Source organism: Qipengyuania sp. ABI-127-1 (genome assembly GCA_022953095.1).
Lineage (GTDB): Bacteria > Pseudomonadota > Alphaproteobacteria > Sphingomonadales > Sphingomonadaceae > Qipengyuania.
Map to the genome: position 1 here is coordinate 202,675 of JALJCR010000002.1, position 24,624 is coordinate 227,298.

21 protein-coding genes and 1 tRNA gene are annotated in these 24,624 nt (G+C 63.4%); 19 read left to right on the forward strand and 3 right to left on the reverse strand.

The window, feature by feature from the left end; genetic code table 11:
- Positions 1-9: 9 nt before the first annotated feature.
- The 15 genes from mraY to MUY37_RS10480 all read left to right on the forward strand — a co-directional run bounded on the left by mraY (position 10) and on the right by MUY37_RS10480 (position 16,750).
- Positions 10-1,080 carry a phospho-N-acetylmuramoyl-pentapeptide-transferase gene (mraY, locus tag MUY37_RS10410; RefSeq protein ID WP_115416194.1) on the forward strand — a complete coding sequence of 357 codons (1,071 nt, stop codon included), beginning with the start codon at positions 10-12 and terminating at the stop codon, positions 1,078-1,080.
- Positions 1,077-2,372, forward strand: coding sequence for a UDP-N-acetylmuramoyl-L-alanine--D-glutamate ligase (murD, locus tag MUY37_RS10415; RefSeq protein WP_499195306.1), 1,296 nt, complete (start codon positions 1,077-1,079; stop codon positions 2,370-2,372). The genes mraY and murD overlap by 4 nt, the downstream gene beginning before the upstream one ends.
- On the forward strand, positions 2,369-3,637 hold the full coding sequence (locus tag MUY37_RS10420; RefSeq protein WP_499195307.1) for an FtsW/RodA/SpoVE family cell cycle protein: 1,269 nt from the start codon (positions 2,369-2,371) through the stop codon (positions 3,635-3,637). Before murD ends, MUY37_RS10420 begins: the two co-directional genes overlap by 4 nt.
- A complete protein-coding gene (gene murG, locus MUY37_RS10425; protein ID WP_499195308.1) occupies positions 3,634-4,830 on the forward strand; it encodes an undecaprenyldiphospho-muramoylpentapeptide beta-N-acetylglucosaminyltransferase in 1,197 nt (398 codons plus the stop codon). Before MUY37_RS10420 ends, murG begins: the two co-directional genes overlap by 4 nt.
- Positions 4,827-6,251, forward strand: a complete 1,425-nt coding sequence (murC, locus tag MUY37_RS10430; protein ID WP_499195309.1) for a UDP-N-acetylmuramate--L-alanine ligase — start codon at positions 4,827-4,829, stop codon at positions 6,249-6,251. The genes murG and murC overlap by 4 nt, the downstream gene beginning before the upstream one ends.
- A gap of 44 nt (positions 6,252-6,295) precedes the next feature.
- Entirely contained in the window at positions 6,296-7,222 is a 927-nt protein-coding gene (murB, locus tag MUY37_RS10435) for a UDP-N-acetylmuramate dehydrogenase (protein ID WP_499195712.1), read from the forward strand.
- Positions 7,223-7,231: 9 nt separating this feature from the next.
- The gene (locus MUY37_RS10440; protein WP_499195310.1) at positions 7,232-8,206 is read left to right on the forward strand and encodes a D-alanine--D-alanine ligase; all 975 of its coding nucleotides are present in this window, start codon (positions 7,232-7,234) and stop codon (positions 8,204-8,206) included.
- Entirely contained in the window at positions 8,199-9,107 is a 909-nt protein-coding gene (locus MUY37_RS10445; RefSeq protein ID WP_499195311.1) for a cell division protein FtsQ/DivIB, read from the forward strand. Before MUY37_RS10440 ends, MUY37_RS10445 begins: the two co-directional genes overlap by 8 nt.
- On the forward strand, positions 9,107-10,393 hold the full coding sequence (gene ftsA / locus MUY37_RS10450) for a cell division protein FtsA (protein ID WP_499195312.1): 1,287 nt from the start codon (positions 9,107-9,109) through the stop codon (positions 10,391-10,393). Before MUY37_RS10445 ends, ftsA begins: the two co-directional genes overlap by 1 nt.
- 135 nt (positions 10,394-10,528) lie before the next feature.
- Complete coding sequence (gene ftsZ, locus MUY37_RS10455; protein WP_499195313.1) at positions 10,529-12,325, forward strand: cell division protein FtsZ; 1,797 nt, start codon at positions 10,529-10,531, stop codon at positions 12,323-12,325.
- A gap of 48 nt (positions 12,326-12,373) precedes the next feature.
- Entirely contained in the window at positions 12,374-13,990 is a 1,617-nt protein-coding gene (locus tag MUY37_RS10460; RefSeq protein ID WP_499195314.1) for a tetratricopeptide repeat protein, read from the forward strand.
- A gap of 149 nt (positions 13,991-14,139) precedes the next feature.
- Positions 14,140-14,643 (forward strand): type III secretion system chaperone family protein, encoded by a 504-nt coding sequence (locus tag MUY37_RS10465; protein ID WP_499195315.1) that lies wholly within the window; start codon positions 14,140-14,142, stop codon positions 14,641-14,643.
- A gap of 135 nt (positions 14,644-14,778) precedes the next feature.
- Complete coding sequence (locus MUY37_RS10470; protein ID WP_417318873.1) at positions 14,779-15,519, forward strand: Bax inhibitor-1/YccA family protein; 741 nt, start codon at positions 14,779-14,781, stop codon at positions 15,517-15,519.
- A gap of 133 nt (positions 15,520-15,652) precedes the next feature.
- A complete protein-coding gene (locus MUY37_RS10475; RefSeq protein WP_499195316.1) occupies positions 15,653-16,588 on the forward strand; it encodes a hypothetical protein in 936 nt (311 codons plus the stop codon).
- A gap of 86 nt (positions 16,589-16,674) precedes the next feature.
- Positions 16,675-16,750 (forward strand) — tRNA-Ala (locus tag MUY37_RS10480).
- Positions 16,751-16,923: 173 nt separating this feature from the next.
- On the opposite strand, the gene MUY37_RS10485 is transcribed toward MUY37_RS10480, so the two are convergent.
- Positions 16,924-17,805, reverse strand: a complete 882-nt coding sequence (locus tag MUY37_RS10485; RefSeq protein ID WP_499195317.1) for a hypothetical protein — start codon at positions 17,803-17,805, stop codon at positions 16,924-16,926.
- Positions 17,795-19,114: a replication-associated recombination protein A gene (locus MUY37_RS10490; protein ID WP_499195318.1), complete on the reverse strand. Its 1,320-nt coding sequence runs from the start codon at positions 19,112-19,114 to the stop codon at positions 17,795-17,797. Before MUY37_RS10490 ends, MUY37_RS10485 begins: the two co-directional genes overlap by 11 nt.
- A 106-nt stretch (positions 19,115-19,220) precedes the next feature.
- Between MUY37_RS10490 and MUY37_RS10495 the strand changes: the two genes are divergently transcribed.
- Both MUY37_RS10495 and MUY37_RS10500 read left to right on the forward strand, forming a co-directional pair.
- Positions 19,221-19,847, forward strand: coding sequence for a PadR family transcriptional regulator (locus MUY37_RS10495; protein ID WP_499195319.1), 627 nt, complete (start codon positions 19,221-19,223; stop codon positions 19,845-19,847).
- 74 nt (positions 19,848-19,921) lie between these two features.
- Positions 19,922-20,374 carry a hypothetical protein gene (locus tag MUY37_RS10500; RefSeq protein ID WP_499195320.1) on the forward strand — a complete coding sequence of 151 codons (453 nt, stop codon included), beginning with the start codon at positions 19,922-19,924 and terminating at the stop codon, positions 20,372-20,374.
- A 4-nt stretch (positions 20,375-20,378) separates the two neighbouring features.
- Here MUY37_RS10500 and MUY37_RS10505 read toward each other — a convergent pair whose 3' ends face one another.
- Entirely contained in the window at positions 20,379-21,551 is a 1,173-nt protein-coding gene (locus MUY37_RS10505; protein ID WP_499195321.1) for a glycosyltransferase family 4 protein, read from the reverse strand.
- 172 nt (positions 21,552-21,723) lie between these two features.
- On the opposite strand from MUY37_RS10505, the gene MUY37_RS10510 reads away from it, so the two are divergent.
- The gene (locus MUY37_RS10510) at positions 21,724-22,881 is read left to right on the forward strand and encodes a phosphoserine transaminase (protein WP_499195322.1); all 1,158 of its coding nucleotides are present in this window, start codon (positions 21,724-21,726) and stop codon (positions 22,879-22,881) included.
- Positions 22,882-22,978: 97 nt separating this feature from the next.
- Positions 22,979-24,562 carry a phosphoglycerate dehydrogenase gene (gene serA, locus MUY37_RS10515; protein WP_499195323.1) on the forward strand — a complete coding sequence of 528 codons (1,584 nt, stop codon included), beginning with the start codon at positions 22,979-22,981 and terminating at the stop codon, positions 24,560-24,562.
- The last annotated feature ends 62 nt before the right edge of the window (positions 24,563-24,624 follow it).

Genomic DNA, 24,624 nt, shown 5'->3' on the forward strand with positions numbered 1-24,624 from the left:
GAGGCTTGCTTGCTTTATCTCCTCGCCGAATGGTTGAATTTCGAAGGCATCTTCAACCTCGTGCGCTATCAGACCTTCCGCGCCGGGGCGACGCTGATGACCGCGCTGGTGATCGGCCTGGTGATCGGCCCGCGTTTCATCGACATGCTGCGTGTCCGGCAGGGCAAGGGGCAGCCGATCCGCGAGGACGGCCCGCAATCGCACCTCGCCAAGCGCGGCACGCCGACCATGGGCGGGCTGATGATCCTGATCAGCCTGTCGCTGTCGGTCCTGGTATGGATGGATCTGCGCAACCCGTTCATCTGGGCCTGCCTCGCCGTCACGCTGGGGTTCGGCCTGATCGGCTTCCTCGACGATTACGACAAGGTTTCAAAGGCCAGCCACAAGGGCGTTTCCGCGCGTGTGCGGTTGCTGCTGGAATTCGCGGTGGCGGGGGTGGCTGCCTACATCACGGTCAGCCAGATCAACACTTTCGTCTATGTCCCCTTCGTCAATGATTTCGGGGTCGAGCTGGGTGCGTTCTACTATGTCTTCGCCGCCGTCGTGATCGTCGGGGCGGGCAATGCAGTGAACCTGACCGACGGGCTCGACGGGCTGGCAACCATGCCGGTAATCATCGCGGCCGGTACTTTCGCGCTGATCGCCTATCTCGTGGGCCGCGTGGATTATTCCGAATATCTCGGCATCCCGCATGTCGCGGGCGCGGGCGAGCTGGCGATCTTCTGTGCCGCGATCATGGGGGCGGGGCTCGCCTTCCTGTGGTTCAACGCGCCGCCTGCCGCGGTGTTCATGGGTGACACGGGGTCGCTCGCTCTCGGTGGCGCGTTGGGTGCGATTGCGGTGGCGACGCATCACGAAATCGTGCTTGCCATTGTCGGCGGACTGTTCGTGTTCGAGGCGCTCAGCGTCATTATCCAGGTCTTCTGGTTCAAACGCACCGGAAAGCGTGTCTTCCGCATGGCACCGATCCACCACCATTTCGAACAGCTTGGCTGGTCGGAGAGCAAGGTCGTGATCCGCTTCTGGATCGTGTCGATCGTGCTCGCACTCATGGGGCTCGCGACGCTCAAGCTACGATGATCACCTCGCCCTCCTGGAAGGACAAGAAATACGCGGTGCTCGGCCTCGCGCGGTCCGGCCGGGCCACGGTAGAGGCGCTGCTGGCGGCTGGTGCCGACGTGCTGGTGTGGGATGACCGGGCCGAGGCGCGTGAACCCTATATCGGGCGCTGCGCCGTAGCCAACCCGCTGGATGCGGACCTCACCGGTTATGCGGGCGTGATCGTCAGCCCCGGCGTCCCGCTCAACACCCACCCGATCAAGCCGCATGCCGACAGCTTCGGCGTGCCGGTGATTGGAGATGTCGAGCTGTTCGCACAGGCGAGGGCGGAACTGCCGCCGCACAAGATCGTCGGCATCACCGGCACCAACGGCAAATCGACCACCACAGCGCTGGTTCACCACATTCTGCAAGAGGCAGGCGTGCCGACCACCATGGGCGGCAATATCGGCCTGCCGATCCTCGAGCAGGAGCCTCTGCCTGAAGGCGGGGTCTATGTGCTGGAACTGTCGAGCTATCAGATCGACCTTACCTATTCGCTCGATTGCGACGTGGCGGTGCTGCTCAATATCACACCGGATCATCTCGACCGGTATGATGGGGATTTCGCAAAATATGCGGCCAGCAAGTCGCGTCTTCTTGCGATGCAGAAGCGCGGCCAGAATTCCATCGCCCGATTTACCGATGCACGGGTGCTGGGCAAATTTGCCGAAGGTACGATTGCGAGCATCCTCGAGGATGTCTTGAAGAACAGGGAGGTGGAGCCAGGCGAGCAGGCCGATTGGCCATCGCTGCAAGGCCCTCACAATTTGGAGAACGCTGCCGCGGCCATCGAGGTCTGCGACATACTGGGTCTGGCCAGAACGGAAATCCGCGCGGGACTTGAGAGCTATGGAGGCCTTCCGCACCGCATGGAGCGTGTCGCGGAAATCTCCGGTGTCGCCTATGTCAACGACAGCAAGGGCACCAACACCGCCGCCTCCGCTCCGGCGCTGGCCGCGTTCGACAAGATCCACTGGATCGTCGGCGGGCTCGCCAAGGAGCCGGGGCTGGGCGAGTGCGAGGCGGAGCTGGGACACGTCAAGGCCGCCTATACCATCGGCAAGGCCGGGCCGGACTTCGCAGAATTGCTCGAAGGCCGCGTGCCGGTGGAACAGTGTGAGACGCTCGACCGCGCGGTAGCTGCCGCTGCCGCCAGGGCCGAGGCGGGCGACACCGTGCTGCTGTCCCCCGCCTGCGCCAGTTTCGACCAGTATGCCGATTTCGAAAAACGCGGCGAGCACTTCCGCGCGCTGGTGGAGGGGCTCAAGTGAACTCGACCACGCAGCCCTATGTCCCGGGCAAGCGCCAGCCCGCGCACATCCCCAAGGGCAAGATTTCTCGCTGGACCGAGCTCAAGATCTGGTGGCGCGAGATCGACCGGGTGCTGTTGTTGCTGGTCCTGCTGCTGATGAGCTTCGGCACCATCGCCGTGGCCGCCGCCAGCCCGGCGAGTGCGGATCGGCTTTCGACCTCGAGCCAGACGCTCGACCCGCTCTATTTCTTCTACCGGCATCTCGCCTGGCAGGTCCTGGCGCTGGGAACCATGCTCGGAATATCCATGCTGGCGCGTGAGAATGCGCGGCGCCTCGGCATATTGCTCGCAGCGGTGATGACGGTGCTGTTGTTCCTCGTCCCCATAATCGGGGTGGAAATCAACGGGGCACGTCGCTGGATCAATCTGGGCATGCAGTTCCAGCCCTCCGAGTTTCTCAAGCCCGGCTTCGCCATCGCCATGGCCTGGATCCTGAGTTGGCGCATGCGCGATCCCAACCTGCCGGTGCTGGGCATCGCCACAGCCTATCTTGCGCTGATTGCCGCGCTGATGATGATGCAACCCAATTTCGGCGGCACGATCCTGTTCGGCGGCGTGTGGTTCGTGATGGTGGTGCTGTCTGGCGTCGACGTGAAGCGGCTAGGCGCGGTGATCGGGGGCGGGATTGCCGGTCTCACCGCGACTTACTTCCTGTATGACAATGCACGCCACCGGATCGATGCTTTTCTCGGCGGAGGCACGGCTTTCGATCAGGTCGATCTCGCCAGTCGCACCCTGCTGGCCGGGGGCTGGACGGGGGCGGGTTACGGGCTTGGCATTCGCAAGATGAGCCTGCCGGAGGCGCATACCGACTACATCTTCAGCGTCATCGGCGAGGAATTCGGCCTGATCGCCTGCGGGCTGATCGTCCTGCTTTACCTTGCGATCGTGGTGCGGGTCCTCATGCGGTTGATCGATGAAGACGATATCTTCGCGCTGCTGGCTGGGGCCGGGCTCATCGCCTTGCTCGGCGGGCAGGCTTTCATCAACATCCTCGTCAATCTGCAGCTTTTCCCTTCCAAGGGAATGACGCTGCCGCTGGTGAGCTATGGCGGATCTTCCACAATCGCGATCTGTCTCAATGTCGGGCTGATGCTGGCGGTCACGCGGCGTAATCCGTTCCTGAAAAGCAAGACCAGGGGACTTGGCGACAGGCTCGGCTTAGGGCAGACGGCCCCGATGAAAGACCAGACAGGTTCCGCACGGCGGGAGATACATCCATGACCGGTGCAAATCGCCACTATGTCCTCGCCGCTGGCGGCACGGGCGGGCACCTGTTGCCTGCCTTCGCGCTGGCCACCGAGCTGGAACGGCGCGGACACCATGTGGCGCTGATTACCGATGCGCGCGGTGCCGAGATTCCCGGCAAGCCCGACTTCCTGCCCGCGCATGTCATTCCGGCGGGGCGGTTCGGCCGCAATCCGCTCACCTGGTTCAAGGGGCTGATGGCGGTTCTCGAGGGCCGCCGCATGGCTCTACGTCTGTTCGACAGCTTCGAACCGAGTGCGGTGGTCGGTTTCGGCGGCTACCCTTCGCTGCCGACGATCCTTGCCGCCACCAGCGCGGATGTGCCGACCATCGTGCATGAGCAGAACGCGGTTCTGGGCCGCGTGAACCGTTTGTTCGCAGGCCGGGTGCAGGCGATCGCAACCGCCTATCCGGAGGTCGAGCGGCTCGATACGAAACATGCGGAGAAGGTCCACCTTGTCGGCAATCCGGTACGCGCGGGCGTGCTGTCGCTGCGCGAAGAGCCTTTTCCCGCCTTTACCGAAGACGGTCTGCTGCGCGTCTTGGTGACAGGTGGCAGCCAGGGTGCCCGCGTGCTCTCGGAAATCGTCCCGGATGGCCTTTCCATGCTGCCGCCAGCCTTGCGCCAGCGGTTGCAGGTCACCCAGCAATGCCGCCCCGAAGATCTGGATGCGGTGCGCGAGCGCTATCGCAACCATGGCATTCCGGCGGAACTGGCGACCTATTTCGAGGATATGGCCGCACGGCTTGCCGATGCGCATCTGTTCATCGGGCGCGCGGGCGCTTCGACGATTGCGGAGCTGACCGCTGTCGGCCGCCCGGCGATCCTTATTCCGCTGCCGATCGCGACCGATGACCATCAGGCCGCCAATACGCGCGAGCTGGCCCGGTCTGGCGGTGCGCGCATGATCCGGCAGGAACGCTTTTCCGGAAAGGAGCTGGCCAAGCAGATCAAGGCGCTGGCGGAAAATCCGCAGGGGCTCGCCAAAGCGGCGCATGCGGCGTGGAATTGTGGCAGGCCCCGGGCGGCCCAGGATCTCGCCGATCTCGTCGAAAGTTTCGGGGGAGCGGACATGATGGATGTGATCCGCGTGGGCGGCAACAATGCGCGCGGTGCCTCGCAGGGCATGGCCGCCGGCCAGGGCGCAAGCCGGGAGATCACGAAATGAGGGGCGTCCCGACAAGTATCGGCACCATTCACTTCGTCGGCATTGGCGGCATCGGCATGTCGGGCATTGCCGAGGTGATGGATAACCTTGGCTACCAGGTGCAGGGTTCCGACATGAAGGAAGGGCCGACGGTCGAGCGCCTGCGCAAACGCGGAATGAAGATCGCCATCGGTCATGCGCCGGAGAATGTCGAAGGCGCGGCGGTGGTCGTTACGTCTACGGCGGTCAAACGCACCAATCCCGAAGTCGCCTTTGCGCTGGAGAATCGCATCCCGGTCGTGCGTCGGGCCGAAATGCTGGCCGAGCTTATGCGGCTGAAATCGACCGTTGCCGTGGCTGGAACCCATGGCAAGACGACCACCACCAGCATGATCGCCGCGCTGCTCGATGCGGGGGGAATCGACCCTACAGTCATCAATGGCGGCATCATCGAACAATATGGTTCGAACGCACGCCTGGGCGACAGCGAATGGATGGTCGTCGAAGCCGATGAGAGCGATGGCAGCTTCCTGCGTCTCGATGGCACCATCGCCGTGGTCACCAATATCGATCCCGAACATCTCGAACACTATGGGGATTTCGACGGGGTGAAGGATGCCTTCGTGGAATTCATCCACAATGTCCCCTTTTACGGTGCGGCGATCCTGTGCATCGATCACGAGGAAGTCCAGGCAGTGATCGGCAAGGTGCGCGACCGCAATGTCGTTACCTATGGCTTCAACCTGCAGGCCGATATTTGCGGCGTGAACGTGCGTCCCGATGCGGGTGGTAATTGTTTCGATGTCATCGTGCGCCGCCGGGGCCAGGAAGACCGGCGGATTGAAGGCGTGCGCCTGCCGATGCCGGGCCGGCACAATGTCCAGAACGCGCTGGCGGCGATCGCGGTATCGATCGAGATGGGGTGCCCCGACGAGGTGATCTGCAACGGCTTTTCCGCCTTTGGCGGCGTCCGGCGGCGTTTCACCAAAGTGGGTGAGGTGCCAAGCGGCGATGGTGTGGCCACGATCATCGACGATTACGGCCATCACCCGGTCGAGATCAGGGCCGTGCTCGACGCTGCGCGCGAAAGCGCCGGCGAAGGCCGCGTGATCGCCGTGGTCCAGCCGCATCGCTATTCGCGTCTGCGCGATTTGATGGACGACTTTCAGAGCTGCTTCAACGCGGCGGACGAGGTTTATGTCACGCCCGTATATGCTGCGGGCGAGGATCCGATCGAAGGCGTCGATGCCGATGCGCTCGTTGCCGGTCTCAAGGCACGCGGTCACCGCGCCGCTGCCACGGTTGAGGACGAGGCGGAGCTTGCCGAAAAGCTCGCGAGTGATCTGCGCGCGGGTGATTTCGTGGTCTGCCTCGGCGCGGGCGACATCACTCAGTGGGCGGCAGGCCTGCAGAATGGCATTGCGAAGGCGACCACGGCATGAGTGATCGCGACCAGCCCGGCGATGCGTGGAACTGGGATAGCGGGATGGCGCCCGATTGCGAGGTCGAGGGCAGCATAGCCGCGCCCATCGATGTGCCCGGCCTGCGCGGCAAGCTCACGCCCGATGCGCCCCTGGCCAAGCTGGTCTGGTTCAAATCGGGCGGCAGGGCGGACTGGCTGTTCGAACCGGCCGATCTCGACGATCTCAGACTGTTTCTCGAACGACTGGGCGGCAACCTTCCGGTGATGGCGTTGGGCCTGGGCTCGAACCTGATTGTGCGCGATGGCGGTGTTCCCGGCGTCGTCGTCAAGCTCGGCAAACCCTTTGCCGATATCGAGGTGGGCGAGGATCACACGCTGACCTGCGGTGCGGGGGCGCATGGCATTTTGGTGGCATCGACAGCGCGCGATGCGGGGATTGCCGGGGTCGAATTCATGCGCGGCATCCCCGGCACGGTGGGCGGATTCGTCCGGATGAATGGCGGGGCCTATGGCCGCGAAGTCAGCGATGTGCTGATCGACTGCGACGTCATCCTTCCGGACGGGCAATTCGTTACGCTTCCGGCAGCGGATCTGCGCTATAGCTATCGCCACTCCGTGCTGCCCGATGGTGCGGTGGTGGTTCGTGCCCGTTTCCAGGGCGAGCCCGGTGATCCCGAGATTATCGGCGCGAAGATGGACGAAATCGCCGAAGCGCGCGAAAATTCGCAGCCGCTGCGTACCAGAACCGGCGGTTCGACCTTCAAGAATCCGCCCGGCGAAAAGGCCTGGGAACTGGTCGATGCGGCGGGGTGCCGCGGCCTGAAGATGGGCGGCGCACAGGTGAGCGAGAAGCACACGAATTTCCTTATCAATGTCGACAATGCGACCAGCGCCGACATTGAGGGGCTGGGCGAGGAAGTGAAACGCCGGGTCTATGCGAATTCGGGCGTCGAGCTCGAATGGGAAATCCAGCGCGTGGGGCGGCCGTAAGGACCAGGAATGACCGATCTCCCCAAACTTCATATCGCCGTGCTCATGGGTGGCTGGGCCAATGAACGGCCCGTTTCTCTGATGTCGGGCGAAGGTGTGGCCAAAGCGCTGGAAGAGCGCGGCCACAAGGTAACGCGGATCGACATGGATCGTCAGGTGGCCGCGCGCATTGCGGAGGCCGCACCCGACGTGGTGTTCAACGCTCTGCACGGCGTGCCGGGCGAGGATGGCAGCGTGCAGGGCATGCTCGACCTGATGGGTATTCCCTATACCCATTCCGGCCTGGCGACCTCGGTCATCGCCATCGACAAGCAACTGACCAAGCAGGCGCTGGTGCCGCATGGAATCCCGATGCCCGGTGGGCGGATCGTCAGGAGCGCGGACCTGTTCGAGCGCGATCCGATGCGGCGCCCCTATGTGCTCAAGCCCGTCAATGAGGGCAGTTCGGTCGGGGTGGCCATCGTCACCGACGAAGGCAATTACGGCAATCCGATCGCGCGCGACGCCAAGGGGCCGTGGCAGGACTTCGCGGAATTGCTGGCCGAACCCTTCATCAAAGGCCGCGAGATGACCACCGCAGTGGTGGATTTCGAAGACGGCCCGCGCGCGCTCGGCGTGACCGAATTGAAACCCAAGAGCGGTTTTTACGATTTTGACGCGAAATATACCGATGGCATGACCGATCATGTCTGCCCCGCCGAAATCCCCGGGAATATCGAGAAGCTGTGTCTGGACTACGCGCTCAAGGCCCATAGGCTGCTCGGGTGCCGTGGCACGAGCCGGACCGACTTTCGCTGGGACGAGGAACAGGGCGAAGAGGGCTTGTTTATCCTCGAGACCAACACGCAGCCGGGCATGACACCGCTCAGCCTGGTGCCGGAACAGGGCAGATATGCCGGCATCGAATATGGCGAGCTGTGCGAGCTGGTCGTGGCTGCGGCGCTACGTCATCATGCTGCGAAATCGGGTGACGGCGATGGCTAAGGTCAAACGCAAGCCTGCCGGTGTGCGCCGTTCGGCCGCAGCGCGGAGCCGCAGTCAGAAGGCCCGCGCCGCGAAGCGCCACACGAGCGGTCTGCTCGATAGAATAATGGGGGCATTGCCCTTCACCGAAGAGCAGTGGCACAAGTTTTTCCTGTTCACTATCGTCGCGACCGGCATCGGTATTGCATGGACCATTGCGAGCTATGCTGGCGTTCCGGATCTGGCCAGGGCAGAACTGGCCAAGTCGGCCTCGCGCTCCGGTTTCGAGGTCAGCCGGGTCAGCGTGTCCGGTGTGGAGCAGATGAACGAACGGCTGGTATATGAACGCGTATTGGCCGAACGGGATCGCCCGATGCCGCTCGTGGAGCTCGAAGAGGTCCGCGAACGCCTGCTGGAATTGCCATGGGTGTCGGATGCGCGCGTTTCGCGCCAGCTTCCCGATACGCTCAAGGTCGATATCGTCGAACGCACCCCGCATGCGGTTCTCCGCAAGCCCGATCGTCTGGTTCTGATCGACCCCCAGGGCCACGAACTGGAGCCGATCAGTGCGAAGAATGCCGAGGACAAGCTCCTGATCGAGGGTCCGGGAGCCGCGCGCCAGGTCGAGGAACTGGGCAAGCTGCTCGATGCCGCGCCAGCGCTCAAGCCCCAGATTGCGTCGGCCGAATGGGTCGGCAACCGGCGCTGGAACCTGACCTTCAAGACCGGCCAACTGCTTGCACTTCCCGAAGGCGAGCTCGGCCCGCCCGCGCTGGTGAAATTCGCCCAGCTCGACGGCATGCACCGCCTTATCGGCGGTAAACCCGTGGCGATCGATATGCGTGTTCCCGACCGCGCCTATCTGCGCTGCGAAGACGGACCCTGCCCGAAACAGATGTCACTCAACGGACGGGGGCAGTAATGGCGACGGCGCAGCCCCGCATCACCCGCGTATTCGGTGCCGTGAACATCGGATCGTTCCGCGTATCCGCCATGATTATGGGGGAAGCGGAAGGGGGGCAGATGATCGTGCTGGGGTCTAGCCACCGCGCCAGCGACGGTATCAAGCGCGGCTACGTCACCGATATGCGCGCTGCCAGCCATGCGATCCGCACAGCGGTCGAAAAAGCCGAGGCAAACGCCAACACATCGATCCAGAGCGTATGGATAGGTTGTGCGGGGGCGGGCCTGTCGAGCAAGATTGCGAGCGTGGAGATAGCCATTGGCGGGCGCCGTATCGAAGAGGATGATATCGAACATCTCCTCTATGCCGCGCGCGACCATCTGCATCCCGACGGGCGCATGGTGTTGCACGCGCAGCCTGCGCATTACACGCTCGATGGGGCGCATGGCGTCGCCAACCCCAAGGGGCTTCACGCGGAAGCGCTGGGGGTCGATGTGCACGTTACTTTCGCCGAGGGTGCACCGGTGCGGAATCTGATCGAGGCCGTCCAGACGGCTCATCTCGATGTGGAGGGTGTGGTCGCGAGCCCCCTGGCGGCGGCGCACGCCTGTCTTACCCGGGAGGAACGCGAACTAGGCGTCGCGCTGGTCGAAATCGGCGCGCAGGTGACCAATGTATCGGTCCATGCTGCGGGTATGCTGCTGGGTCTGAAATCGATTCCGATCGGATCGAACGACATCACCGATGCTATTGCTTCATCGCTGGGTATCCGGCGCAGCCAGGCTGAACGGCTCAAATGTGTAGCCGGGTCGGCTATTGCCACACCGACCGACCATCGCGAGATGATCCCGGTCAACGGGCCTGGCGAGGAAGCGGGCGGACCGCTCGCACGCGGTGCGGACGAACACAACCGCATAGCCCGGGCCGAACTCGTCTCGATCGTCACCGACCGGCTGGGCATCGCCACTGCTGAAATCGGCAAGGCGCTCAAGACAATGGGCTTTGCGGGCGCGCAGGGGGGGCAAGTCGTGCTCACTGGCGGCGGCGCGGAGCTGCACGGCATTGCCGAATTCATGCAGGGTGCGCTGGGACAGCCGGTCCGGATCGGCAAGCCACCTTCGTTGCAAGGGTTGCCCGAAGCGCATGCGACACCCGGTTTCGCGACGCTGGCGGGCTTGTGTCTTTATGCGGCAGAGGACCCTGTCGACATCCGATCAGTCGGGCCGCGGTTCCAGCCGACCAAGCGCTATCGGGGCATGGGTCTGGTCAACCGTGTCTTTCAAGCGGTGCGCGAGTATTTCTGAGGGTTGATACGCGGCGCAATCCCGCCTTTAGCCCTTGTGGATAAGGCACATAAGGCTGCGGCCTGCGATTCGCTTTGTGCCAGAGTTGTGACATAAAGTCGGCAACGCGACTTTTGAATACCCAGGGGACTCTCGATGAGTATCAATATCGGACCGGCATCTGACGACGATCTTCGTCCCAAGATCATGGTTGTTGGCGTCGGCGGTGCGGGCGGCAATGCCATCGCCAACATGATGCAGGCTGAAATCGAAGGCGTCGATTTCATCGTTGCCAATACCGATGCCCAGGCATTGAGCACCTCCGCATCCGAAAAGCGCATCCAGCTCGGGCCGGATATCACCGGTGGTCTCGGCGCGGGCGCTCGCCCGGAAGTGGGCAAGGCCGCCGCCGAGGAAACGGTCGATGAGATCGAAGATGCGCTCGACGGCGTGAACATGGTGTTCATCGCGGCCGGCATGGGTGGCGGCACCGGGACCGGCGCCGCGCCGGTCATTGCCGAGGCGGCGCGCAAGAAAGGCGTGCTGACCGTCGGCGTGGTTACCAAGCCATTCCTGTTCGAAGGCACGCGCCGCATGCGCGCGGCGGAAGCCGGCATCGACGAACTGCAAAAGCACGTCGATACACTGATCGTCATTCCCAACCAGAACCTGTTCCTGGTGGCCAAGGCGGAAACGACCTTCAAGGAAGCCTTCATGCTCGCCGACGAGGTGTTGCAGCAGGGCGTTCGGTCGATCACCGACCTGATGGTCATGCCGGGTCTGATCAATCTCGACTTCGCCGACGTGCGCTCGGTGATGAGCGAAATGGGCAAGGCGATGATGGGTACGGGCGAGGGCGAGGGCGACAATCGTGCGCTCGAAGCTGCCGAACATGCGATCGCCAACCCCCTGCTCGACGGTGTGTCCATGGCCGGTGCCAAGGGCGTTATCATCTCGATCATCGGCGGCGAGGATATGAAACTGCTCGAGGTCGACGAGGCGGCGAACCACATTCGTGAACTGGTCGACGAGGATGCCAACATCATCTGGGGCAGCGCGTTTAACCCCGATCTCGAGGGCAAGATTCGCGTCTCGGTCGTTGCCACGGGGATCGAACCGGACGGTTCGGTCGCGGCTGCCCCCTCGCGCGCCTTCTCCATGCGCGAAAGCAGGGCTCCCAAGCGCCCGGTGCTCGATGTGCCGAGTGAAGATCCCGCCGAAGAGGAGCCGTTCGAGCTGAACGAGGGGCTCTCCGCCGATCCCGAGCCGCAATTCGATCATGCGGCTGAAGCCCCGTCCGAGCCCGAACAGGCCGCGACGGAAGCGGATGCTCTCGATCTCACGGAGGAAATGGACCCCGCGGGCGGCGCGCGACCCTTCGGCCTGACCCCGGCGACCTCGGGTTCCTCGGCTGGTGAGGGCGAGGACCATTATGACGACGTCGACGAAATCGTCGATCCGCTTGCCGGCCTGCGCAACGAGCATACCGAGCGTTTCGACGCCACCGACGACGAGGGTGTTCCGGAGCCTGCCGATGACAGGGAATTCGGTGGAGCCCCGACCACAGAGGGGTGGAACGAGGATCGTTCCGCGCCTAGCCGGTCGGGCGGAAACGAATCCGGGGGCGACAGCCCTCAGGATGAATTCGAGCTTGGCGACGAGCACCTTGCCACGGAAAGCCCGCTCGCGACCAAACCCGGTCGTAAGCAGCCCGTGCTTCCGGGAGATGGTCCGGCGGGCGACGGTTCGACCGGCGCCGGTGGTTCGTCGGCCGGTCAGAGCGGTGGCGGCCGCGGCGCGTTGCCGGGCAATACCCTGTTCGAACGCATGGCCAATCTCTCTCGCGGGGCGGGTAACGCCGATGCCGAGGACGAAGATGACGGCGATGACAATGGCGGAAGCGGCGGCGGACTTAATATTCCGCGCTTTCTCGGGCGCCAGAACAACCAGTAACCGGACCGTATCGGTGCGATTCGGCGCCCCCCTTGCGAGAGTGGCACCATGACCTTGAGGCGGCGAATTGCATCGGGGGTGGCGCTGCTCGCTCTTACCGCGGTGCCGGGGCATGTTTCCGCGCAGCGCGAGATCGTCCAGCCGCTGCCTGCACCGGGCGAGCGTCAGCTAAGCGATGCGCTTTCGCGGCTCGCGCGCAATGCGACCGATGTCGGCGCTTTGCTCGATGCGGGCGAGGCGGCGCTCGAACTGAACGATATCGATGCGGCGATCGGCTTTTTCGGGCGCGCCAACGAGCTTTCTCCCGGCAATTCGCGGACGAAAGTCGGCCTGGCCCGTGCCTACACGCGGTCCCGCAGGCCGGTGGAAGCCCTGCGGCTTTTCGCGGAAGCAGAAGCGGCTGGGGTCGCCAATGCGCGCATGGCGGAAGAACGCGGGCTGGCCTTCGATCTCGTGGGCGATGCGGCGAGCGCGCAAATGCTGTACCGGCTGGCTTTGGCCAATGGAGCCGGCGGCGAGGTGGCGCGGCGCCTGGCGCTCAGCCAGGCGATCTCGGGCGATCGTGAAGGGTTCGAGGCGACTTTGCTGCCCTTGCTCGAGCGCGGCGATGTCGCGGCATTCCGGACGCGAGCTTTCGGCCTGGCGATTCTCGGTGATGCGCGCGAGGCGAAGGATATCGCGAATACGATGCTGCCCACCGGCCTCGGCACGCGCATGGCCGCCTATTTGGACTACATGCCCCGGCTGACCAAGGCGCAGCAGGCCGCCGCAGGCAATCTGGGTGTCTTTCCGCGTATCGCCAGTATCGGCACCGACGATGCGGGTATCGCTGAATATTCCCCGGCGCCGCCGCAGATTGCCCGCGCGCCGGCCCCAGCGGCCGTTCCAAGCCCCACTCCGACGCAGAGCATGTCCGGCCCGGGCGACCGTGAGGACCGGCAGCGTCCGGACAATCCAGGCGGCGCGGCGGGCGAAGAACGCTCATCCTCGCCAGCAACGCCGTCGGAGCCGGTATCGCAACCGGTCTCTGCCGCTCCCACGCGAAATGCGGCGGCGCAATCCGTTCCCGATCGGGAAACCCCGCCCGCTTCCGGTCTTCGCGAAGAACCGGTGGTCGTCGCGCAGGCCGGTCCGGCTGGCGCAACCCGGTCGGCGACTGAAGCATCTTCGGCGTCGATGCCCTTGCCCGGGCCACCGCAGCGGCCACAATCCGCGCCAGAGCCGACGCCAGAGCCCGAACGTGCTTTCGAACCCGGGCCTCGCTCTGTCGCCGATGCCTTCAGCGGGTTTACTCTCGAACCCGGCTCGACCTCGCCTGGGTCGAATGGTGCGGTGGACATCACGCAAATCGACATTCCGCGTGAGCGAGTTCGACCAAAGCCCCCGCCGCCTCCCGTCCATCCCTCGCGTCACTGGGTGCAGGTGGCGACCGGAAAGGACAGGAATGCCCTGAAGTTCGATTGGCGCCGGATTTCCCGGAAGGCAGCCGGCAAGCTGGACGACAAGGGGCCGTTCGTGACCCCTTGGGGCGAGGCCAACCGGCTTCTGTCCGGACCTTATGACAGTGCCGAGAAGGCGCGTGAAATGGTCAATGAACTCAGGAAGTTGGATATCGATTCTTTCCCCTTCACCAGCGCCGAGGGCGAGGCGATCGACACGCTCTGACCGTCGGGAGGGTTAATGCGTGGCCCAGTTTTGTTCACAAGCTTTGCACAAGCCTTAGCGGTTCTCCCCAGCGCCGACCGCCTCGTCCATTGCCAAGCGACGGTGCGTTTCTGCATCCCGCACCATATGACGCGCAGGGGACAGCTTCGATGAGACCATCAGAAGACCGCTACGAGGTCGAGGAGGACGCAGCGCCGCTCGACATGCTGGTCGCATTGTTCGAAGCGCGCGGCTGGCCCTGCGATTCGACTGCGACCGAAATGAGCGGGGAAATCCAGGGGAGCTGGATCAAGTATCAGGTGCGCGGCATCTGGCGTTCGGACGATATGGTGCTGCAGATCCTTTGTCTGCCCGACATTCGTATCTCGAAGGACAAGCTGGCACCTGCGCATGAACTGGTCAGCCTGGTAAACGAGCAGATGTGGCTCGGCCACTTCGACATCTGGTCGAATGGCGGCGTGCTGCTTTATCGCAACGCTACCATGCTGGGCGACGATGGGTTGCTAAGCCTGGGCCAGGCGCAGGCGCTGGTGGAGATCGCGGTCGACGAATGCGACCGTTTCTATCCCGCGTTCCAGTTCGTTTTATGGGGAGGGCGGACGCCTTCCGAAGCGCTGGAAGCGGCCATGGTCGACGCCGCGGGCGAGGCCTGACCTGAGGCTTGGCAAGAGGTTGATCGCCATCGGGGTTGGCCGATCCGGTTTCGCTTGAAATCGGGGGGCAAAACACCGATATTCCCATTCAGGAGCAGGGCGTATCTTCGCGCTGCCAAGAGGAGTTGCATCAAGATGGCCAATTGGAACGACACCGACCAGAGGCAGGGCTTCGGCACCGTGCCGCGCGCTGGCGACGCCGTTGCCAGGCAAGAAACTTTCGACGCTGGGCTGCGCAAGCACATGCTGTCGATCTATAACTACATGACTTCCGGCGTATTGCTGACCGGCATCGTCGCCTTGCTGGCCGCGCAGAGTGGCCTTGCGCTTGCTTTCGCCAGCGGTCCGCTGATGTGGATTGTCGCCTTGGCTCCGCTCGGCTTCGTCCTGGCGATGAGCTTCGGGCTTAACAAGATGAGCAGAGGCACTCTGCAGGTGCTTTTCTGGTCTTTCGCGATCGTGATGGGTCTTTCGATGTCGACGATCTTCCTGCGGTTTACCGGGGAATCGATCGCCGCCACCTTCTTCGCCACTGCTGGCGCGTTCGCCGGTCTCAGCCTGTTCGGCTATACGACCAAGAAGAACCTCCAGGGCTTCGGCACCTTCCTCGTGATGGGTGTCATCGGCCTTTTGATCGCCATGGTGATCAATATCTTCCTCCAGTCGAGCACGATGCAGTTGGCAATCAGCTTCATCGGGGTGCTGATCTTCGCGGGCCTCACCGCTTACGATACGCAGCGTTTGAAGCGTGAATATCAGTATCTGCGCGGCACCGAATTCGCCGGGAAGGCGATTATCATGGGCGCGCTGAGCCTGTATCTCGATTTCATCAACATGTTCATGTTCCTGCTGCAGTTCATGGGAAACCGCGAGTAGGGCTAAACCACTCGTCGTAAACAGGAATCGTTTGACCGTGCCCGGGGCGCCACCAGCGTCCCGGGCATTTTCTTTGTGCGAAGGTCAGGCTAAACAGTCGGCTTCATCCCCCGTCAAGGGAGAACGGAGCAGGATGAACGCCAGCTTTATCGAGGAGGGTCAGCGGGCCATGAGCCGCGTTTCAAAACACACCATTCGCATAGCGGCCATCGCCGCTGGTCTGGCCGCGCTTGGGGCCTGTGCCACGCCGCCGCCGCCACCACCGCCACCGCCTCCTCCCCCGCCCGTGCAAGCCGTTCCGGTCCGTCCGTTGCCGCCGGGCCAGGCGTCCTACGCCATGGCCATCCCACGCGTGAATTCCATGGGGATGCGCGAAACCGTCAATCTCGGGATTTCCGACGACGAGAAGGTCTGGCATTTTCGGTCCGCGTGGAATGTCGCGGCGCTCAACTGTCTCGACGCGCGGTATCAGCCGATACTCGATGCCTATAGCAGCTACATCAAGGATTATGCGCGGCCGCTGAAGCGCGTCAACGACCGCATCGATGCCGACTATCGTCGTGAATATCGTGCCCGGCGGGCGGCCATTCAGGCGCGCGAGAGCCAGATGACCATGGTTTACAATTATTTTGCGCTGCCTCCGGCGCGATCCGATTTCTGCCGCACGGCCTTGGGCATTTCCCAGCAATATCTCGCCTCCGAACAGGTCGATCCGGAAGCGTTCGCGCTTACCAATTTCACGGCTTTCGAAGGCCCGTTCGAACGGTTTTTCAAGGCATATGAGGAGTATGAGCGCGAATCCGCCGCCTGGGATGCCCGCTATGGCGAGCGGTACGGCGCTTCGCAGCCGGGCTATGTCGCTGTGCGCAACGCCCGCCGGGACCGGTTGCCGCAGCCCGGTCAGGATCCGAAATTGCTGACCGCCCAGCCGTTGCAGGAAAGCACCGTTCGCGATCCCGAAAGCGGGGCGTCGATCCCGGTGGTTCCGGTCGACGAGACCCGTGCCTCGATCCCCGTCGTGCAACCGATCCCCAACGATGCGGGAGCCGACGATACACCGCAGGCGTAACCCGATTGAGGCTTTTCAGGCGCGCCGCCTTTCGCTAGACGGCGCGCCGCGCATTGCGGAAGCCTGCGATGCGGAAAACCTGGAACGGGGCCGTAGCTCAGTTGGGAGAGCGCGTCGTTCGCAATGACGAGGTCAGCGGTTCGATCCCGCTCGGCTCCACCAGGAAAACCTCTTCCTCCCGCCATATCCTTCGCGTCAGTCGCCCGGATAGGGCGATTCCCGGCCTCGACCGCCGACACTTGACGGTTGCCCGCTCGACCAGCACTTCCGTGCGGAATGCGCCGCAGCGCATCCGCCGCCGGGCAGGTCGACGTCGGCGTCGCGATCGTCGCCTTCTAGAGGGCTCCGAAGGTCCAGCCTTCGGTGCGGGCAATAGCGGGTGTCAGCCCGGAGGGCTGCCACCGGTGCGGATCGGGAGCAGTCTTGCGCAGCCAGGCAGCCGTCAGCAGGGCATCGGAAGAATGATCGTCGATCGGCCCGTTGCCGCGAACAGATGGGCAGCCTAGGGCGCTCAGCGCTTCGTTCAGCGCCTCATGCGTGCGCATCTTTGCCCTCGATGCGCTGCGCCCCGCTTCCAGCGCCGCGAGGCTGGTGTAGATTTCGACCACGGCAGAGCCCTTTTCGGGCAATCGGTCGACCGGCCAGACGGGCAGACGGCCGCGTAGCCGATGAAGCATACGCATGCCGGTGAGGCTGGATTTGCCGACCTGCGCAGCGCCGACGAGGTTGAAGTTTGAGTAGGGCTTGCAGCCCATTGCCGCTTGCGCGGTTTCGGTCACGCGGAAGCGGCCGCGCCCATGACCCGCCCCGTCGCAGCCAAAATGGATCCCGGTGTCGCTGCCATTGCGGAAGTATGGGACGAATTCGGGGTGGTCGACAAAACCCTGGGCGCCCAGATTGGCATCCTTTGCGCAGATATCGTCGATCAGTGCCCAGAGAGCAGGTGCATCGGGCAGGAGCACGTCGCGCCCCGGAAAATAGGCACCGCAATCGGCAAAGGGCAACGCAATGCCGAGATCGAGCCCGACCAGCGTGTCGCCGGGCAGGTCTTCGCGCAGGAGTGCCAGGACATCCTCTCGCGACCACCCCCGGCCCGGATCGACGAGCACTGGCGGCCCGCCGTCGGCATGGGCGAGGCCCAAGGCAATGCCCTTCTGGCGCGGCCCTTTCGCGCCTGACCAGTCGATGGCGAGGAAGTGCTGGAACCTACTCGCCACGCTCGCGCCGCAGCTTGTCCCAATAGTCGAGCCGCTTTTTCACTTCGCGTTCGAACCCGCGTTCGACGGGCTCGTAATAGCGTTGCGGCTCCAACTCGTCGGGCCAGTAATTGTCGCCCGAAAAGCCGCCTTCGGCATCGTGGTCGTAGCTGTAGCCCGAACCGTATCCGATATCCTTCATCAGCTTGGTCGGCGCGTTGAGGATGTTTTGCGGCGGCATCAGGCTGCCGGTTTCCTTTGCCGATCGGAACGAGGCTTTCTGCGCCTTGTAGACCGCATTCGATTTGGGCGCGGTGGCGAGATAGGTACAGGCCTGGACCAGCGCGAGCTCGCCTTCGGGGCTGCCGAGGAATTCATAGGCGTCCTTCGCCGCCATGCATTGCACCAGCGCCTGCGGGTCGGCCATGCCGATATCTTCCACCGCCATGCGCACGAGGCGGCGGGCAAGGAAGCGCGGCTCCTCGCCGGCAGTGAGCATCCGGGCGAGGTAATAGAGGCTGGCCTGAACGTCGCTCCCTCGCACCGCTTTGTGAAGCGCGGAGATGAGATTGTAATGGCCCTCACGGTCCTTGTCGTAGACCGCCACACGCCGTTGCAGGAATTTGCCCAGGCCCGCCGGGTCGAGCGGCTCCTTGATCTGTGCATTGTAGAGCGTTTCGGCCTGATTGAGCAGGAAACGTCCGTCGCCATCCGCACTTGCCACCAGCGCATCGCGCGCCTCGGGGGTGAGGGGAAGGGGACCTTCGAGCTTCTCCGCCCGGTCGAGCAACTGGCCCAGCGCATCATGGTCGAGCCGCTGGAGGATCAGTACCTGCGCACGGCTGAGCAGCGCGGCATTGAGCGCGAAGCTGGGGTTTTCGGTCGTCGCGCCGATCAGCGTCACCGTGCCGCGCTCGACGAAGGGCAGGAAACCGTCCTGCTGCGCGCGGTTGAAGCGGTGGATTTCGTCCACGAACAACAGCGTACGCTGGCCCGCCTCGGCCGCCTTGTCGGCGGCGGCGAAGGCCTTTTTAAGATCGGCGACCCCGCTGAACACCGCACTGACGCTTTCGAAGCGCATGCCCACGCTGTCGGCCAGCAGGCGCGCGATGGTGGTCTTCCCGGTGCCGGGCGGACCCCACAGGATCATACTGGAAAGGCGGCCCGCCGCCACCATCCGCCCGATCGCGCCCTCCGGCCCGGTCAAATGGTCCTGCCCGATTACTTCCCCGAGATTTGCGGGGCGTAGCCGGTCGGCCAGCGGGGCATCCTCGCGCGGGGCGTTACCGGTTGGCGTCTGGGGCAGGTCATCGGGAAACAGGTCGGCCATTGGTCGGCTCACATAGGGCCTTCGCAGAGGAATTGCAGCGGACTATTGCGTCTCGAGCAGTAAGATATATCTTAGAGCCATCTAAGATAATGCAAGGACTCGTGACATGCACAAGGCACACAAGTGGCGCAGAATGCGCAGGATGGGTGGCTGGCCCTTTGTGGCAGCCATGATGGCGGAGGCGGAATGCAAGGAAGGTCTCGGGGCATCCGCGAGATTCGGCGGCCCCGGCTGGACCTTCGACTTCGGGCCGCGTGGCGGCGGACGCAGACGGCGCCGGATGTTCGGGTCGGGCGAATTGCGTTTGGTGCTGCTCAAGCTCGTCGCCGACGAACCGCGTCATGGCTATGAGCTGATCAAGGCGATCGAGGAGCTGACCGAAGGCGCCTATGCCCCCAGTCCGGGTACGATCTATCCCACGCTTTCGCTTCTGGAGGATGAGGGCGCTATCGCGCAGGCTGCGGGTGACGAAACGCGCAAGGCCTATGAAGCGACCGATGCGGGGCGCACCGAACTCGAAGAACGCGCGGACGAGGTCGAGGCGCTGTTCGAGCGGCTGTCGGGCCATGGCGAACATCGCCGCGCCTTCGCCACACCGGAAATGTTCCGCGCGGCAGGCAATCTTGCCAGCGTTCTCAAGAACAAGGCGCGATCGGGTCGGCTCGACGAAAAGAAGGTACAGGACATCGTCGATCTGGTCGACGAACTGGCGAAGAAGATCGAGCGGCTCTGAGCGGGTCTATTGGCCATCGGCGGGCAGAAGTGCTATTCCTGCCCGGCCGGTTGGCCGATGGGGAGGTATCCACCATGAATACTGTCGCAAAGACGCCGTGGCACTTATGGGCAGTAGGGTTCGTGACGCTGCTGTGGAACGGCTTCGGTGCCTACGACTATCTGATGTCGAAGGCCGAGAACCGCGAATATCTCGCAGGCATGATGGAGCCGACGGGCGTGACGGTCGACGCCGCGATCGCCTATATGGATGCCATGCCCCTATGGGCGAATATTGCCTGGGGCCTGGGCGTGTGGGGCGCCGTCGCCGGTTCGCTTCTCCTGCTCCTACGCAACCGCTTCGCCCTACATGCCTTTGTCTTGTCGCTGGTGGGGCTGGTGTTCGGCATGATCCATCAATGGACCAATCCGATGCCGGGGATGACCGATTCGACGACTCCGATCATCTTCACCTTGGTGATTTTCGTGATCACGATCTTTCTCGTGTGGTATGCGCGCAGGATGGCCGCAGCGGGCGTCTTGCGCTGATCGCTTATCCGGCGGCTGCGCGCCCATTGTGCAGCCGCAGATAGGTTTCCACCACCGCCTGGTTGATCGCATCCCACGAATAGGCGCGAGCGGCCTTCTCGCCGTTTGCGCCGTGCTGCAATCGCAGCGCATCGTCGGTGCAATAGGGAGCAAGCGCTTCGGCACAGGCGGGGGCGAAGACATCGGGCTTGCCCGGTGGGACGAGCCGCCCGGTTTCGCCATCGGAAACCAGGCTCGCCGCACCCGTCGCGCCCGCGGCCACTACGGGCAGTCCGCAGGCCATCGCCTCCAGCGTGACGTTGCCGAAGGTTTCGGTAATCGACGGGTTGAAGAAGATGTCGCCGCTGGCGAGCGCCATGCCGAGGTCCTTGCCAGTCTTGAACCCGGCAAAGATACCGCCCGGCAGTGCCTTTTCGAACCATCCGCGCGCCGGGCCGTCGCCGATCACCAGCACCTTGTGCGGAACCTGACGCCTGCGCAGTTGAACGATGGTCTCGGCAAAGACGTCGAGGCCCTTTTCCATAACCAGTCGCCCGAGAAAGACGATTGCGACATCGTCATCGGCAAGGCCCTGCGCGCGCCGCCATTCGAGATCGCGCTTCGACGGGTCGAACACGGTCCGATCGACGCCGCGCGACCAGATGCTGATATCATCATGCATCCGTTGCGCTTTCAATTCGGCGATCTGGCTTTGCGACGGTGCGACCAGCGCATCGCAGCGGCCATAGAAACGGCGCAGGATCGCCTCGACTGCGGGTTCGAGAAAGCCGAGCCCGTAATAGCGCGGATAGGTTTCGAAGCGCGTATGGACCGAAGCCAGGACGGGAATATCGCGCTGGCGCGCCCATTTCTGCGCTCCGTGCGCCACCGGGTCCGGCGATGCGAGATGCAGCATGTTCGGCCCGTACTTCGCCAAATCGTCGCGTACCCGATCGTCGATCCACAGCGGCAGGCGATATTCGCCCCGTCCCTTGACCGGCATGCGGACGTTGGGAACATCGACGAGATCGCCGGTTGCAGGAAAATCGGGTTCGGCCACCACCGGCGAATACACGCGCAGCGCGGCACCCTGCCTGAGCAAATAGTCGGCCAGCCGGTTCAAGGCCTGATTCGCGCCGTCCCGGGTATAATTGTAGTTTCCGCTGAACAAAGCGATGCGAAGGTCGGTAACATTCATCGCGGCCCTTTACGGAACTGACGGCCGTTTGGCGAGGGGGAGCCGGTCGCTTGCTTGCCGCGTTTCGTCGCTGCATGACTATTTCGCATTGACTTGTTGCGGCGCAACATTAGTGCGGTCGGCGGGCCACGCGGTCCCAACGCCGCGCGAGCTCTCTGTAAGGAGAGAATACATGACTGCCGAACCGACGCTCAAGCCTGAGCGCCCTTTCTTTTCGTCCGGACCGACCGCCAAGCACAAGGGCTGGTCCGCCACCAATCTCAAAACCGAATCGCTCGGACGCTCGCATCGCAGCGCCCTTGGCAAGTCGCGGCTGAAATATGCCATCGACCTGTCGAAGGAGATGCTCGGCGTTCCGCAAGATTATCTGGTCGGCATCATGCCGGCTTCGGATACGGGCGCGCTCGAATGCGCGATGTGGAACATGCTCGGCCCGGATCGCCCGGCAACGGTCGCCGCATGGGAAAGCTTCGGCAATGTGTGGATTCAGGATGCGGTCAAGCAGCTCAAGCTGCCCAAGCTCACCACGCTCGACGCCGAATATGGCGAGATTCCCGACCTGACGAGTATCCCGCAAGACAACGATGTTGTCTTTACCTGGAACGGGACCACTTCGGGCGCGAAGATACCGAATACGGACTGGCTCGCCCCGGGCCGCGAAGGCGTGACGATCAACGATGCCACCAGCGCGGTGTTCGCGATGGAGATGGACTGGGCCAAGCTCGATGCCACGACCTATAGCTGGCAAAAGGTGATGGGCAGCGAAGCCCAGCACGGCATGCTGATCCTCAGCCCCAAGGCGGTTGCGCGGATCGAGGAATACGATCCCGAATGGCCGCTACCCAAGCTCTTTCGGCTCAAGAAGGGCGGCAAGATCAACCGCGCCATTTTCGAAGGCGCAACGATCAACACGCCGTCCATGCTGGCGACCGAAGATTACATCGACGCGCTCGAATGGGCGCAGGCGATGGGCGGCCGCAAGGCGATGTTCGAACGCGCTGATGCCAATGCGAAGATCGTGCTCGACTGGATCGAGGCAACCCCGTGGTTGCGCAACATGGTTTCCGACCCGGCAAAGCGGACCAATACCGGCATTTGCATGGTCTTCCAGGGCGAGTGGTACGACAACCTTCCCGATGACGAGAAGGCTGCCGTGCCGAAAAATATCGTCAAGCTGCTCGAAGATCGCGATGTCGGCTACGATTTCAACGGGTATCGCGACGCCCCGCCGTCCTTGCGCATCTGGTGCGGCGGCACGGTCGAGCAGGAGGATTTGAAGCGCCTCTTGCCGTGGATCGAATGGGCCTACGAGCAGGTGAAGGCTGGATAATCGGCGTCGTCCCAGCGAAAGCTGGGACCGCTATCCGCTTTTTCCCGACATTACTGATGGCGATCCCAGCTTTCGCTGGGATGACGAGAGAAAAATCATGACCAAACCCAAAGTCCTCATTTCGGACAAGATGGACCCGAACGCCGCGCGCATTTTCGAAGAGCGTGGCTGCGACGTCGACGTAAAGCCGGGCATGACGCCCGATGAACTCAAGGCCGTGATCGGCCAGTATGATGGCCTCGCCATTCGCAGCGCGACCAAGGTCACGCCTGAAATCCTCGATGCTGCCGAAAACCTCAAAGTGATCGGCCGTGCCGGCATCGGTGTCGACAATGTCGATATCCCCTATGCCAGCGGCAAGGGCGTGGTGGTAATGAACACGCCGTTCGGCAATTCGATTACCACCGCCGAACATGCGATCGCGCTCATCATGGCCGTGGCTCGTCAGATTCCGGCAGCCGACGCTCGCACGCAGAAAGGCGAATGGCCCAAAAGCGACTTCATGGGCGTCGAAGTTACCGGCAAGACGCTCGGTCTGATCGGTGCGGGCAATATCGGCAGCATCGTGGCCAGCCGCGCGCAGGGTCTCAGGATGAAGGTCATCGCCTACGATCCCTTCCTGACCGAAGATCGCGCGATCGAACTGGGCATAGAGAAAGTCGATCTCGACACGCTGCTTGCCCGCGCCGATTTTATTACGTTGCACACGCCGCTGACCGATGAGACGCGCAATATTCTCAGCCGCGAGAACCTCGCCAAGACGAAGCAGGGCGTGCGTATCGTCAATTGCGCGCGAGGCGGATTGATCGACGAGGAAGCGTTGAAGGACATGCTCGAAAACGGCCATGTTGCGGGCGCTGCGCTCGATGTGTTCGCGAACGAACCGGCCAAGGAAAGCCCGCTATTCGGCACGCCCGGCTTCATCTCGACCCCGCACCTCGGCGCCAGCACCACCGAAGCACAGGTCAATGTTGCTCTGCAGGTGGCCGAGCAGATGGCCGATTACCTCGTCAATGGCGGCGTCACCAATGCGCTCAATATGCCCAGCCTGAGCGCCGAGGAAGCGCCCAAGCTGCGGCCCTATATGAAACTGGCCGAAAACCTCGGCAGCCTCGTCGGGCAATTGGCGCATGGCAACCTCACGAAGATATCGATCGAGCGTGAGGGTGCCGCTGCCGACCTGTCCGGAAAGCCGATCGAGGGCGCAGTGCTGGCGGGCCTGATGCGCCAGTATTCGGACACGGTGAACATGGTCAACGCGCCCTATCTCGCCAAGGAACGCGGCCTCGATATCCGTTCGGTCCGACACGAGAAGGAAGGCGCTTACAACACGTTGATCCGTGTGACCGTGGGCACCGATGCGGGCGACCGCTCGGTGGCCGGGACGCTGTTCGGCAGTGATGCGCCGCGCCTTGTGCAGATGTTCGGCGTCGGCATCGAGGCCGAACTGTCGGGCAATATGCTCTACATCGTCAACGAGGACGCGCCGGGCTTCATCGGCCGCATCGGTACTTTGCTCGGTGAAAATGGGATCAACATCGGCACGTTCCACCTCGGGCGTCGCCAGGCAGGCGGCGAAGCGGTGCTGCTCTTGAGCGTCGATGCGCCGATCCCGCAGGAAGTTGTCAAGCAGGCCTGCGCGCTCGAAGGCGTGAAGGTCGTGATGCCTCTGGCATTCTGACGCCCCCAGATCGTCATCCCAGGCTTGACCCGGGATCGCTCTCGGCTAGGCGCATGGACGAA